Consider the following 13457-nt stretch of genomic DNA (forward strand, 5'->3'; position numbering starts at 1 on the left):
AGCAGCCCCCTGGGGCGCACGGAGTGCGCCTTCAGGGGCGCGGGGCTGTACCCGTTCAGCGACTCCGTCGCGGGGCGCGATCAGTCCGGCTGACCCCTGGGGCGCACGAAGTGTGCCCTCAGGGGCGCGGGGAACTGCGCGAGAAGCCCCACCGGGCCGCACCCGGGACCGGACCTCAGCCACCATGGGAAACCCCGGGTACACAGTGCGGCTCAACCCAGCGGAGCGCGACGCAGCCCGTCGACGGGGGAAGATCGACGGGCTGCGATGGTGCCGCTATGGCTCAGATGTGTTCAGGAGGGGCCCCGCCTCAGTGGACGGAGTGCTCCTCCTGAGGGAACGTTCCGCCGACCACGTCCTCCGCAAACGCCTTCGCCGCGTCGGACATGACCGTACGCAGATCCGCGTACTGCTTGACGAAGCGCGGCATCTTGCCCCCGGTGAGCCCGAGCGCGTCCGTCCAGACGAGGACCTGCGCGTCCGTCTCGGGGCCCGCGCCGATGCCGACCGTGGGGATGTGGAGCATCCGCGTGACCTCCGCGGCGAGCTCCGCCGGGACCAGTTCGAGGACGACCGCGAAGGCGCCCGCGTCCTGGACCGACTTCGCGTCGCGCAGCAGCTGCTGCGCCGCCTCCTCGCCGCGCCCCTGGACCCGGTAACCCTGCGTGTTGACCGACTGCGGGGTCAGGCCGATGTGCGCCATGACCGGGATGCCGGCCTCGACCAGCAGCTTGATCTGGGCGTGCGAGCGCTCGCCGCCCTCCAGCTTGACCGCGCCGACGCCCGCCTCCTTCACGAGCTGCATCGCGGAGCGCAGGGCCTGCGTCGGCCCCTCCTGGTACGACCCGAAGGGCAGGTCGCCGACGATCAGCGCGCGGGACGTGCCGCGCACGACGGCCGCGGAGAGCATGGTGAGCTGGTCCAGGGTGACCGGGACCGTGGTCTCGTAGCCGAGGTGACAGTTGCCGGCGGAGTCGCCGACCAGCATCACGGGGATGCCGGCCTCGTCGAACACCGACGCCGTCATGGCGTCGTAGGCGGTGAGCATGGGCCACTTCTCGCCCCGCTCCTTGGCGAGCGTGATGTCGCGCACGGTGATGCGCCGGGTGCCCTTGCCCCCGTACAGCGCCTTGGGACTGCTGCTGTCGGCGGGCTGCGTCTGGGCAGCCTGAACGGGTTGCGTCATCGCAACGGCTCCTTCAATTCGTCTCGAGGCGCCCTGACGGCGTCCCCGGATCACCTCCCATGGTGGCACCGCGTGCAGCCCCCGCGCCAGAGCACACGAGCCCGGTAAAGCCTCGGTAAGGGAAGTCTCCCGGACTTCCAATACGGAACGGTGCCGTATCGAAATAGGACTAGGCTCTTACGCATGACCACTCCCGTCGCTCCCGCGGCCCCTCGGATACCCGAGGCGGTGCACCGCCGTCGCTGGGCCATCCTCGGCGTGCTCATGCTGAGCCTGCTGATCGTCGTCCTCGACAACTCCATCCTGAACGTCGCCATCAAGACGATCTCGACCCCCGCCCCGACGGGCCTCGGCGCCACGCAGAGCGAGCTCGAGTGGGCCATCAACGCCTACACCCTCGTCTTCGCCGGCCTGCTGTTCACCGCCGGCCTGCTCGGCGACCGCATCGGCCGCAAGAAGGTCCTCATCGGCGGCCTCGTCGTCTTCGGCATCGGCTCCGCGCTCGCCGCCGAGTCCGGTTCCCCGGTCCAGCTCATCGCGTTCCGCGCGCTCATGGGCCTCGGCGCCGCGTTCGTCATGCCCGCCACCCTCGCCGTGCTCATGAACGTGTTCGAGCGCGAGGAGCAGCCCAAGGCCATCGGCATCTGGGCGGGCGGCGTCGGCCTCGCCATCGCCATCGGCCCGATCACCGGCGGCCTGCTGCTCGACCACTTCTGGTGGGGCTCCGTCTTCCTGGTCAACGTGCCGATCGTCATCCTCGCCGTCGTCCTGATGCTCGCGCTCGTGCCCGACTCCAAGGACCCGAAGCCCGGCCGGATCGACCTCGTCGGCGTCGCGCTCTCCATCGTCGGCCTCGTCCTCCTCGTCTACGGGATCATCAAGGGCGGCGACGAGGGCGACTTCACCAGCCCGCAGGTCCTGGCCACGATCGCCGCCGGCCTCGTCGTACTGGTCGGCTTCGTGCTGTACGAGAAGCGCAGCGACCACCCGTCGATCGACATCGACTACTTCAAGAACAAGGTGTTCTCGGCGGCCATCGCCGCGATCGCCCTGGTCTTCTTCGCCCTCATGGGCGTCACGTTCTTCTCCGTCTTCTACACGCAGAGCGTGCGCGGATACTCGCCGCTGCAGACCGGCGCGCTGATGCTGCCGCTCGCCGTCGCCCAGCTGATCTTCGCGCCGCGCGCCCGGCTCGTCGTCGACCGGTTCGGGGTGCGGGCCACCACGACGGGCGGCCTGGTGCTGCTCGCCGCCATGCTCGCCGCGTTCACGATCCTCGACGCCGACACCCCCATCTGGATCCTGGAAGTCATGTTCTTCCTGATGGGTACGGGCATGGCGCACGTCATGACGCCGACCAGCGTCGTCATCATGCAGGCCCTGCCGCGCGAGAAGGCCGGCTCGGCGTCCGCGCTGAGCAACACGTTCCGCCAGGTCGGCGGCGCGCTCGGCATCGCCGTCCTCGGCTCCGTGCTCTCCACCGCGTACCGCGGCGGCATCGAGGACAAGCTGGGCCTGCTCCCGCCGGGTCTGCGTGACGCCGCGGGCGGCTCCATCGAGGCCACGCTCGGGGTCGCCGAGAAGCTCGGCCCGCGCGGCGAGGCCCTGATCGGCCCGGCCAACGACGCGTTCCTGCACGCCATGCACGTCACCGCGCTGTGGGGCGCCGGGGTCGCCCTGGTCAGCGCGATCGTCACCGGCCTCTTCCTGCCCGGCCGGCCCCCCGCGACACCGGAGGGGCAGAGCGGCGCGCCGGAGAAGGTGGGCGCGCGGCACTGATCACCGCACACGGGGGCTGACGACGCTGAGAGAATCACCCCGGACCCCATCCGGACGACCGGGTTCCGGGGTGCGGCGGAAGCGGAGGCGACACGTGGAGACGGGCACGGACACGGGCACGACTACGGGCACGGAATCGGGCACCGGCGGCGTGTCGACCGGCGCACGACCGACCCCGGCACCGGCCCTGGCGGACGGCCCGGCGGTGGACTCGGCGGCCAGCCTCGCTACGGGCCCGGGGGAGGAACTCCCCGGTGGTTCGGAGTTGGGTGGGGTCGGGGCGGTTGCGCGGTCGTATCAGCGCTATCGGCTGCGCGGGGCCGCCGACTGCCCCGCGCCCGCGCGGGGGCGCCCCCGCAGCGAGGCCGCCGAACTCGCCATCGTGGAAGGCGTCGTGAAGCTCCTGGAAGAGGGCGTCCCGCTCGCCGAGCTGTCCATCGAGCGCATCGCCCGCACCGCAGGCGTCGGCAAGGCCACCATCTACCGGCGCTGGAGCGGCAAGGAGGAACTCTTCGTCGACGTCGTCGCCTCCATCGAGGGACCGGACCCCGAACTCCCGGGCGCCTCCATGCGCGACGACCTCGTCCGCCTCCTGGAACACATGCGCAGGCGCGGCCTCAACCTGCGCACCTCGGCCCTGCTCCACAACGTGTTCGCCCAGATGAAGACCCTGCCCAAGCTCTGGGACGCGTACCACGAGGTCGTCGTCGAACCCCGCCGCCGCGCCATGCACGGCGTGCTGCGCCGCGCCGTCGCCGAGGGCGAACTCCCCGAAGGCACCGACATCGAGCTCGCCGGGGACCTCCTCAGCGGCCCCATGCTGCTGCGCACCGTCATGCGGCCCGACGCTCCGCTCGCCGACGACCTCGCCGCCCGCGTCGTCGACACCGTCCTCGCCGGCCTCCTCAACGCCCCGGGAACAGAAGGCGTCCGGCCCGAAAAGCCGCAGGTCCCGCCCCTCGGGTGATTGTGCGGGTTTCGTCACAGAGACCCCCGGCACCGGCCCGACCCGGAACCCGGCGCCCCGCCCCGTTCGTCCTCGTCGCAGTACGGACGACACATCACCCCCGTCCCACGGGGGTGTGACGGAACAGCGAGCCGTCGTCATCGCCTAGGGTGCTTCGGGCGGGGACGGCGGGCACAGCAGGCAGTGAGGCGACGACGGCATGGCGCAGGCGTACTACAGCTCAGACGCCCAGGAATCCGAGCGCACCGGATCCCGGCTCCGACGCCTGGGAGTCCGGCTGCGCGAGGACCGCGGCTACTGGCGGCGCGGCATCGTGCTCGCCGTGCTCGCGGTGCTGCTCGGCCTCGTCATGCTGCTGCACGCGCAGATCCCCAACACCATCGGCAACCTCGGCTCGTTGACCGAGACCTTCCTGCCCTGGTTCGGCCTCTTCGTGCCGGTGCTGCTCGTCCTCGGGCTCGTGCGCCGCTCCGCGACCGCCGTGATCGCGGTCCTCGTCCCGGTCATCGCCTGGTTCAACCTCTTCGGCGGCCTCCTGCTGTCCGACAAGCAGTCCGCCGGCGGCGACCTGACCGTCGCCACCCACAACGTGAACGCCGACAACCCCGACCCCACCCGCACCGCTCGCGACGTCGCCGCCTCCGGCGCCCAGGTCCTCGCCCTCGAGGAACTGACCGCCGAGGACGTCCCCGTCTACGAGAAGGCCCTCGCGGCGACCTACCCCTTCCACTCGGTCCAGGGCACCGTCGGCCTGTGGAGCAAGTACCCGCTCAGCGCCACCCGGCCCGTCGACATCAAGCTCGGCTGGACCCGCGCCATGCGCTCCACCGTCACCACCCCGCGCGGCGACATCGCCGTCTACGTCGCCCACATGCCCTCGGTACGGGTCAAGCTCCACTCCGGGTTCACCGCCAGCCAGCGCGACGAGAGCGCCGACGCGCTCGGCGCCGCCATCGCCCACGAGCAGCTCGGCAAGGTCGTGCTCCTCGGCGACCTCAACGGCACGATGAACGACCGCGCCCTGAACGCCGTCACCTCCCAGATGCGCTCCACCCAGGGCGCCGCGGGCAGCGGCTTCGGCTTCAGCTGGCCCGCCTCGTTCCCGATGGCCCGCATCGACCAGATCATGGTCAGGGACATCGAGCCGGTCTCCTCCTGGTCCCTGCCCGCCACCGGGAGCGACCACCTGCCGATCGCGGCCCGCGTCAAGCTCTGACGGGGGGAGCGGACGCGGTGAGGGAATATTTGTTCAGGGCGTAAACTTAATAGTTCTGCTCACCGCCCGCCCCTCCCCGGAAGATCCTTCATGCCCCTCGCCCTGCTCGCGCTCGCCGTGGGCGCCTTCGGCATCGGCACGACCGAGTTCGTGATGATGGGACTGCTGCCCGACGTGGCGGCCGACCTCGGCATATCCATCCCCTCCGCCGGACACCTCGTCTCCGCGTACGCCCTCGGCGTCGTCATCGGCGCCCCGCTGCTCGCCGCGCTCACCGCACGCATGCCGCGGCGCCGCGTCCTCATCGGGCTCATGGTCCTCTTCGTCGTCGGCAACGCCGTCTCGGCCGCCGCCCCCGGCGAACACTCCCTCCTCCTCGCCCGCTTCGTCAGCGGCCTCCCGCACGGCGCCTTCTTCGGCGTCGGCGCCGTCGTCGCCACCTCGCTCGTGGCACCCGAGCGCAAGGCCCGCTCCGTCTCGCTGATGTTCCTCGGCCTCACCGTCGCCAACGTCATCGGCGTCCCCGTCGCCACCGCCATGGGTCAACACCTCGGCTGGCGCGCCACGTTCCTCGCCGTCAGCGCCATCGGACTCGTCGCCATCGCCGCCCTCGCCCTGCTCGTGCCCGCGGACCACGGGCACGGGGAACTCGTCGGCGTACGCGGTGAGCTGCGGGCCCTCAAGTCGCTGCCCGTGTGGCTCGCGCTCGGCACGACCGTCGCCGGCTTCGGCGCGCTGTTCGCCGCGTACAGCTACATCACGCCCATGCTCACGGACGCCGCCGGCTACGCCGCGGGGAGCGTGACGCTGCTGCTCGCCCTGTTCGGTGTCGGGGCGACCGTCGGGAACCTGCTCGGCGGACGGCTCGCCGACCACCATCTGCGCGGCACGCTCTTCGGCGGGCTGGCCTCTCTCGTGGTCGTGCTCGCCCTGTTCCCCGTGCTGATGCGGGCGCAGTGGAGCGCGGCCCTCGCGGTGCTGCTCCTCGGGACGGCGGCGTTCGTCACGGGGTCTCCTCTGCAGCTCATGGTGATGGAGAAGGCCGCCGCCGCGCCCTCACTCGCCTCCTCGGCCAACCAGGCCGCGTTCAACCTCGCCAACGCGGGCGGTGCGTTCATCGGCGGGCTCGCCCTCAGCGCGGGCCTGGGCGTCACGTCGCCGGCGCCGGCCGGGGCCGTTCTCGCCGTTCTCGGGCTCGGGGTCGCCGGGGTGGCGCTGCTGGTCGATCGACGCCGGGTCGTCTCCGGTGGGGTGGTCGCCGGTTCTGGCGGGCGGGTGGTCGCCGGACAGGTTCTGGAGGACGCCGCTCCTGCCGAGCGGTGAGGCCGGTGCCGGTGCCGGTGCCGGTCGCGGGCCATTGCTTTCTGCCGCCCGGTGGGGCTTCTCGCGCAGTTCCCCGCGCCCCTGAACGCACGCCCTTCGGGTGGCGTTCAGGGGCGACGATCGCCGGACTTCGCGCAGGGGGCTACTTGCGGTAGGCCAGGACCGTCATCATGCCCGCCTCCGAGTGGTAGATGTTGTGGCAGTGGAGCATCCACAGGCCGGGGTTGTCCGCCGCGAAGTCGGCCGTCACCGTCTCGCCCGGGCGGACGATCGCCGTGTCCTTGCGGGCGCCGGACGCCTGGCCGGTCAGGGCGAAGGTGTGGCCGTGGAGATGGACCGGGTGCCACATCTTCGTATGGTTGCGGAACACCAGGCGGACCCGCTCACCCGCGCTGACCGGGTGGCGCTGGTCCCCCGTGTACGGCGTGTTGTCGAAGGCCCAGTCGTACTTCTCCATGCTGCCCGTCAGGGTGAGGGAGACCGTGCGGTCCGGCTCGGCCGACGGCAGGGCCACCGAGTCCGCCGGGCGCAGACGGTCCGCCGTGACGAGCTTTCCGGTCAGCTCCTTGGGGCGCGTCCCGGCGGAGGGGGCCGATCCTGAGCCCGTGCGCAGGACCGCGAGCGCCGTCTGCTTCTTGCCCTCGGCCAGTGCCGTCAGCGGGAAGACCCCGTCGCCGGCGGTGACCAGCACGTCGTACCGCTCGCCCATGCCGAGCAGCAGCGCCTCCGTCTTCGCGGGCCGCACCGGGAAACCGTCCGTGTGCGTCACCGTCATCTCGTGCCCGCCGAGCGCGACCCGGAACGCCGTGTCCCCGCCCGCGTTGATGATCCGGAGCCGGATGCGGTCGCCGGGGCGGGCCTTGAAGGACGACGGGGCGTCAGGCGTCCGCCCGTTGATCAGGTGGTGCGGATAGGCCACGTCGCCCGCGTCCCCGCCGAGCAGATCGCTCGTGGCGCCCATCATCATGCGGGACGGACCGGTGCCGGTGCCGGTGCCCTGGCTCGGGGACGCGTCCGCGCCGCTCATCCCCGACATGTCGTGCCCGGCGTGGCCGCCGCCCGAGCTGCCCGAGCCGCCGGAGCCGCTCCCGTGGTCCATGCCGGACCTCAGCTCCTTCAGCACCGCGTCCGGGGTCGAGCCGTCCACGCCGTCGACCCAGTCGTCCAGGACGATCACCCACTCCTTGTCGTACGACAGGGGCTCCTTGGGGTCGTCCACGATCAGCGGCGCGTACAGCCCGCGGTCCTGCTGGGTGCCGGAGTGGGGGTGGAACCAGTACGTGCCGGGGTGCGCGACCGTGAAGCGGTACGTGAAATCGGCGCCCGGCGCGATCGCCTTCTGCGTCAGGCCGGGGACGCCGTCCATGTCGTTGCGCAGCGCCAGGCCGTGCCAGTGCAGGGACGTCGCCTCGGGGAGATGGTTCGCCAGGGTCAGGGCGAGGGTGTCGCCGGCGGTGACGCGGACCTCCTTGCCGGGCAGATCACCCCCGTACGACCACGACTTGACGGTCCTGTCGCCCAGGGCGAGGGAGGTCGCCGCGGCGGTCAGGCGGACGGAGCGGACCGGCCCGGAGCCGCGCTTGCGCTCCGCCGCCTCGACCTCGGGGCCCGCCGGGTCGACGTAGCCCTGCGGCGCGGAGCCGCCCGCGCCGTGACCGCCGTGCCCGGAGCCCGTGCCGGCGTCGGAGGAGCAGGCGGTGAGCAGGCCGGTGCCGGCCACGGCGAGCGAGGCGCCGAGAAGGGTGCGGCGGCTGGTGAGGGAGGCGGGAAGGGAGGCCGGAAGAGAGTGGGGGAGCGAACGTGTCGTGCGCATAGGTGAGTTGCACCTCGATGTCGGTGTCGTACGTGCTGCGTGCAGTGGGCGAACTCATCTGCTGCCTCTGATACACCGCTCGACCCGATCGGGTTCCCACCGTCTCCGCCTTCCGCGGGACAGGGCGCCGATCGGATTCCGGGCAGCGCGAGGCAGCCGGTGCGAGGCCTATATGCGCAGGACCGACAAATGCGCGAGGAGCGTGCGCGGCGGGGGAGGGTGCGGGTGCTGGGCGTACGCCATACCGCGCGCTCCCCGCAGCCCGTGGCCCGCGGTCAGCGGGCGCAGCACCAGGGCCGTCAGCAACAGCAGCGTCACCGAACCGAGCACGGCCAGGCACACACCCAGCGGATCCATGCCGCCGTCGCCGGGCATCGGCTGTCCGGCGCTCGGAGCGGACACGGCGTGCGAGCCCGCGGTGGACCCGTCGGAGTGACTCGGCATCCGGGGACCCGAAGCGGACGCGGAACCGGATGCGGAAGCCGAAGTCGAGGCCGAAGTCGAGGCCGAAGCCGACGAGGCCGTCATGTGTCCCGACCCCGAATGGCCGGACGGGTGTCCCAGCGTGTGCATCCCGACGATCCCGAAGAGCAGCGCCACGAACAGCAGCAGCCGTCCGCGGCCGGTGCGGCCCCTCGTCGTCGTACCCGTCATGATCCGCACCTTACCCCCACCCGGTATCGGACGACATGCGAGCCCTCCCGGCGCCGTTGATCATGACCCCATGACGACAACGGACAAACTGGAGCGAACCGCGGAGGGCGGGGACGACGGGACCCGCCGCCAGTTCATCTCCTGGGTGACGCTCGGCCTCATGACCACGGCCTCCGTGGCGAGCCTGCGCCCCTCGCCCACCATGGCCATCTACGGCCTCGCGGCGATCTTCCTCTACCTGCTCCCGGCGATCGTCTTCCTGCTCCCCACCGCCCTCGTGGGCGCCGAACTGGCCTCCGGCTGGACGGGCGGCATCTACCGCTGGGTCAGCGAAGCGCTCGGCAAACCGCTCGGCTTCGTCGCCGTCTGGTGCCAGTTCGCCATGACGATCGCCTACTACCCGAGCCTGCTCGCCTACGTGGCGTCCACGTTCGCGTACGTCATCCACCCGAGCCTCGCCGAGAACGGCCTGTACGTGGCGATCGTCATCGTCGTCATCTACTGGACCGGCGTCTGGGTCAGCTCGCGCGGCACGAAGACCGTCGCCGGGCTCTCCTCGTTCGGCCTCATCGTGGGCACCCTGATCCCCGGCGTCGTGCTCGTCGCCCTCGGCATCGTCTTCCTCGGCCAGGGCAACCCGTCCGCCGCCCCGATGACCGCCGACCACTGGCTGCCCCCGTGGACGGGCCTGGCCAGCCTCGTCCTCATCGTCAACAACTTCCTCTCCTACGCGGGCATGGAGATGAACGGCGTCCACGTGTCGTCCCTGCGCGACCCGCGCGGCGAGTACCCCCGGTCGATCTTCCTGGCCACCGGGCTCGTGCTGCTGATCTTCATCCTTCCGGCCCTGGCCATCAGCTGGGTCATGCCGGCCAAGGAGCTCAGCCTCACCGCCGGACTGATGCAGGCCTTCCAGGCGTTCTTCGACCACTTCCACGTGGGCTGGATGACGAAGGTCGTCGGCGTCATGCTGGTCTGCGCGGCGCTCGGCGGCATGCTCACCTGGCTGTCCGGACCGGCCAAGGGCCTCGTCCTGCTCTCCCGCCAGGAGGGCTACCTGCCGCCCTTCCTGCAGAAGTTCAACAAGTACGGCGTGCCGCAGAACGTGATGGTCGCCCAGGGCGTCCTGACCACCCTCATCGGCGTCCTCTACGCCTTCAGCGACAGCGTCTCCAGCCAGTACTGGATGTTCTCCGTCATCACGATCCAGATCTACCTGGTCGCCTACCTGCTGATGTTCGTGGCCGTCGTCGTGCTGCGCCGCACCCGCCCCGACGTGCCGCGCGGCTTCGTCGTGCCCGCCGTCACGATCGTCGCGGGCGTCGGCTTCGTCGCGTCCGTGCTCGCCCTCGTCATCGGGTTCGTGCCCCCGGACCAGTACGACACCGGGCCGCTGTGGCGCTACCTGCTGGTCGTCGGCGGCGGACTGCTGCTGCTCGGCATCGCCGCGCCCGCGGCCTTCCTCAAGTTCCGCAAGCCCAGCTGGATCCACCCCGACCACCGCGACCCGGCCGGGCCCGTCGACCCGGCCGTCTGACCTACGGAGTGACGGGCCGCACGCTGTCCCGGATCACGATGTGCGTGCCGAGGAGCTGGCGCCGCTGCCCCGAGCGGCCGGTGTCGCCGAGCGCGAGCCGGACCGCCGTGCGGCCCAGCTCCTCACCCGGGATGTGCACCGTCGTCAGGCCCGGCGTCATGTCGGCGGCGACCGGATCGTCGTTGTACCCCACCACCGAGATGTCCTCGGGGACCCGGAGCCCGTAGGAGTGCAGGACCTTCACCGCGGCCAGGGCCACCCGGTCGTCGCCCGCGACCACCGCCGTGAACTCCGGCTTCCCGTCGCACCGGTCGAGCAGGTCGCGCATCGCCCGGTCCCCGTTGTGCTGGCCGAAGCCGACCCCGTGCAGCAGCGCCTCGGACCGCGGCACGCCGTGGTCCGCCAGAGCGCGCAGATAGCCGCGCACACGGTCCTCACCCGTCGTGTTGCCCGGCTGGTAGCCGATCATCGCGATCTTCCGGTGCCCCGCGCCCAGCAGATGGCTCGTGACGGCGTGGGCGCCCGCCTCGTTGTCGTACTCCACCACGACCGCCGGTACGTCCGGCGCGGGCGCCGGACGGCCGCACAGCACCAGCCGGGAACCGGCCGCGGCCAGCGACTGCGCGTACTGCGCCATCCGTTCCCGGTACGCCGCGTCCTCCACCACACCGCCGACCAGCACGACCGCCTCGGCCGTCTGCTCGCGCATCATCTGCACCAGCGCCAGCTCACGGGCTGGATCGGCGCCCGTCGACGCGACCAGGGTGAGCCGGTCGTGCTGCGCCGCCTCCTTCTCGACGCCCTGCGCGACCGCCGCGTAGTACGAGCTGACGACGTCGAGCAGGAGCACCGCGATCGTCTTGCGGCCCGCGCCGGCCAGCGCGCGGGCGTGCGCGTTCGCCACGTAGTCCAGGTCCTTGGCCGCCCGCAGCACCTTCGCCCGGGACGTCGCGGACGTCGGATAGTTGCCCGCGAGAACGCGTGACACCGTGGCCACCGACACTCCCGCGCGTGCCGCCACGTCGCGGATGGTGACCCGGCCCGTCGCCTCGGTCTCGCCGCGCTCGCCCACTCTGACTCCCTCGGTCCAGCGGTGCGGGGCGCGCTGTCCCGCGCGCCCCGCACCATCATCGCGTGTGCCTGTGTCCGGCCGGCCCGGTCAGTGGGCCGCGGCGTACTCCGTGGTGAACTCGCCGATGACCTTCTTGCCGCCCTGCGCCTCCCACTTCCCGTACAGGGCGTCCCAGTCGGAGACCTTCCTGCGGCCGGAGACGACGGCGGTGACGCTGTCGTTCATCAGCTGCTCCAGCGCCGCGCCCTGCTTGTTGTACGTGTCGGACTGCAGGCCGAAGCGGGCGTTGGGCTGCATCATCGGGACGACCTTCTGCTGCCAGGCGTGCAGCCGCTTCACGACGTCCCCGAAGCCGGGAGCGTAGAGCACCTGCGGGGCGTCGGAGAGGTACATGAACGGGACGTTCGTCTTCGACTCGACCAGGCCGAGCTCGTTCGCGATCGGGTTGTTGTCCTTGTCGCGCTCGAAGTGCGTGCCCTCCACGCCGAAGTGGGTGAGCTCGTACTCCTCGGAGCCGAACGGGGCGGCCAGGTAGTCGAGGACGCGCAGGATCAGCTTGATGCGGTCCTTGGACGCCTTCTTGATGACCGTGTAGCCGAAGATGCCGCGGCTCTGCTGGTACTTGGGGGTCGCGCCCGGCGCGGTGTACGGGACGAGCGCGTCGAGGTCGAAGGAGTTCTTGATGCCCTGCGCGGCGGCCGGGTAGGCGAGGAACCCGTCCGTCATGGACAGCACCGAGCCGTTCCAGAACTGGGTCTTGAGGTCGACCTGCGAGACCGAGGTGGCCTCCGGGTAGTACGAGCCGTTCTTGCGCAGCTTGGCGAGGTACTCCAGCATCGCCTTGAACTCGTCCGTGGCGCCCCAGTGCACCATCTTGCCGTCCTGGAGGGCGAACTCGTTGGGCGCGCCGAACCAGTTGGCGTGCGTCTTGTAGCCGAAGTACGCGGTAGTGGAGGCGCCCAGCGCCCACTTCTTGGCACCCGTCGCGTCCTTGGCGAGGGCCGCGAAGTCGTCCGCGGACATGCCGGGCTTGTAACCGGCCTTCGTGAAGACCCCGTTGTTGAAGAACAGGGTGTCCTGCGGCTTGGGCCGCTCCACCGGGACGCCGAAGATCCGGCCCGAGATCCGGCCCATGCCCTCCCAGGCGTACGTCGGGATGCCCGCGAGGTTCGGGTAGTCCTTGATCGCGTCGCCGGACAGGTACTCGGTGAGGTCCGCGCAGCGCGTCTTCACGAACTGGGCCTCGCGCGGGAGCACATAGCCGCCGCCGATATTGATGATGTCGGGGATGTCGTCCCCGGCGAACAGGGTCGCCATCTTCGCGCGGAAGTCGGCGTCCGGCACGATCGTGAACTCGACGTCGACGCCCAGCGCCTTGTTGACCGCCGCCCAGTACTTGTTCTGCGCGGCCGGCTTCGGCGGGGTGCCGTACGTGATGGTGAGGACCTTGATCTTCTCCTTGCCGGTGCCCGGCTTCTCGGCGATCGCCTTCACCAGCTCGGCCGGGTACTTCGTGTAGCCGGCCTGCACGCCCTCGGCGGTCGGCGCGAGGTCCGGGGTCGCGCCCTTGGCCGGGGTGTACGTGGGCCAGGCCGCCGCCTTCTTGCCCGCGTTGGAGACGGAGCCACCGCCGCCGCTGCCGTCGGAGGAGCAGGCGGTGAGCACGGAGGGGGCGGCGAGCGCGGCGCCGCCGATCGCGATGGAGCGCAGCAGGGTGCGGCGGGAGAGGTTCGCGGACATGGTGAAGGACCCTTCGGATCAAGGAGGTCGAGACAGAGAAGTGCGGGGGGGGGGGGGGGGGGGGGGGGGGGGGGGTTTTGTGGGTGGGGGGGGGGGGGGGGGGGTTTGCAGGCCAACGGTTTTTTGGCGCGGGGTGCCCCCCCCGTGGGTATTTAAAAGTGGGGGATGGG

At 71.3% G+C, this 13457-nt stretch carries 10 protein-coding genes; 5 read left to right on the plus strand and 5 right to left on the minus strand.

Annotated elements, in window-relative coordinates:
• Positions 1-310: 310 nt before the first annotated feature.
• Positions 311-1186: a 3-methyl-2-oxobutanoate hydroxymethyltransferase gene (gene panB, locus ACZ4E1_RS01055; RefSeq protein ID WP_467534612.1), complete on the minus strand. Its 876-nt coding sequence runs from the start codon at positions 1184-1186 to the stop codon at positions 311-313.
• 183 nt (positions 1187-1369) lie between these two features.
• Between panB and ACZ4E1_RS01060 the strand changes: the two genes are divergently transcribed.
• The 4 genes from ACZ4E1_RS01060 to ACZ4E1_RS01075 all read left to right on the plus strand — a co-directional run bounded on the left by ACZ4E1_RS01060 (position 1370) and on the right by ACZ4E1_RS01075 (position 6471).
• Positions 1370-2965 (plus strand): DHA2 family efflux MFS transporter permease subunit, encoded by a 1596-nt coding sequence (locus tag ACZ4E1_RS01060; protein ID WP_467534613.1) that lies wholly within the window; start codon positions 1370-1372, stop codon positions 2963-2965.
• 310 nt (positions 2966-3275) lie between these two features.
• Complete coding sequence (locus tag ACZ4E1_RS01065; RefSeq protein ID WP_467535388.1) at positions 3276-3932, plus strand: TetR/AcrR family transcriptional regulator; 657 nt, start codon at positions 3276-3278, stop codon at positions 3930-3932.
• A 199-nt stretch (positions 3933-4131) separates the two neighbouring features.
• A complete protein-coding gene (locus ACZ4E1_RS01070; protein WP_467534615.1) occupies positions 4132-5148 on the plus strand; it encodes an endonuclease/exonuclease/phosphatase family protein in 1017 nt (338 codons plus the stop codon).
• A 90-nt stretch (positions 5149-5238) separates the two neighbouring features.
• Entirely contained in the window at positions 5239-6471 is a 1233-nt protein-coding gene (locus tag ACZ4E1_RS01075; RefSeq protein WP_467534617.1) for an MFS transporter, read from the plus strand.
• A 142-nt stretch (positions 6472-6613) separates the two neighbouring features.
• On the opposite strand, the gene ACZ4E1_RS01080 is transcribed toward ACZ4E1_RS01075, so the two are convergent.
• Positions 6614-8284, minus strand: a complete 1671-nt coding sequence (locus ACZ4E1_RS01080; RefSeq protein WP_467534619.1) for a multicopper oxidase family protein — start codon at positions 8282-8284, stop codon at positions 6614-6616.
• Between the two features lie 168 nt (positions 8285-8452).
• On the minus strand, positions 8453-8938 hold the full coding sequence (locus ACZ4E1_RS01085; RefSeq protein WP_467534621.1) for a hypothetical protein: 486 nt from the start codon (positions 8936-8938) through the stop codon (positions 8453-8455).
• A 70-nt stretch (positions 8939-9008) separates the two neighbouring features.
• Between ACZ4E1_RS01085 and ACZ4E1_RS01090 the strand changes: the two genes are divergently transcribed.
• Positions 9009-10475 carry an APC family permease gene (locus ACZ4E1_RS01090; protein WP_467534623.1) on the plus strand — a complete coding sequence of 489 codons (1467 nt, stop codon included), beginning with the start codon at positions 9009-9011 and terminating at the stop codon, positions 10473-10475.
• Between the two features lies 1 nt (position 10476).
• Here the strand turns inward: ACZ4E1_RS01090 and ACZ4E1_RS01095 are convergent, their stop codons facing one another.
• Positions 10477-11547 (minus strand): LacI family DNA-binding transcriptional regulator, encoded by a 1071-nt coding sequence (locus ACZ4E1_RS01095; protein WP_467534626.1) that lies wholly within the window; start codon positions 11545-11547, stop codon positions 10477-10479.
• An 87-nt stretch (positions 11548-11634) separates the two neighbouring features.
• Positions 11635-13287 carry a type 2 periplasmic-binding domain-containing protein gene (locus ACZ4E1_RS01100; RefSeq protein ID WP_467534628.1) on the minus strand — a complete coding sequence of 551 codons (1653 nt, stop codon included), beginning with the start codon at positions 13285-13287 and terminating at the stop codon, positions 11635-11637.
• Positions 13288-13457 lie beyond the last annotated feature (170 nt).

It is taken from the genome of Streptomyces sp. NPDC025806 (assembly GCF_055558275.1).

Bases quoted from the DNA above. Each gene is read 5' to 3' on its own strand.
- ACZ4E1_RS01060 (WP_467534613.1), top strand. From the start codon at position 1,370: ATGACCACTCCCGTCGCTCCCGCGGCCCCTCGGATACCCGAGGCGGTG.
- ACZ4E1_RS01085 (WP_467534621.1), bottom strand. From the start codon at position 8,938: ATGACGGGTACGACGACGAGGGGCCGCACCGGCCGCGGACGGCTGCTG.
- ACZ4E1_RS01070 (WP_467534615.1), top strand. From the start codon at position 4,132: ATGGCGCAGGCGTACTACAGCTCAGACGCCCAGGAATCCGAGCGCACC.
- panB (WP_467534612.1), bottom strand. From the start codon at position 1,186: ATGACGCAACCCGTTCAGGCTGCCCAGACGCAGCCCGCCGACAGCAGC.
- ACZ4E1_RS01090 (WP_467534623.1), top strand. From the start codon at position 9,009: ATGACGACAACGGACAAACTGGAGCGAACCGCGGAGGGCGGGGACGAC.
- ACZ4E1_RS01100 (WP_467534628.1), bottom strand. From the start codon at position 13,287: ATGTCCGCGAACCTCTCCCGCCGCACCCTGCTGCGCTCCATCGCGATC.
- ACZ4E1_RS01075 (WP_467534617.1), top strand. From the start codon at position 5,239: ATGCCCCTCGCCCTGCTCGCGCTCGCCGTGGGCGCCTTCGGCATCGGC.
- ACZ4E1_RS01080 (WP_467534619.1), bottom strand. From the start codon at position 8,284: ATGCGCACGACACGTTCGCTCCCCCACTCTCTTCCGGCCTCCCTTCCC.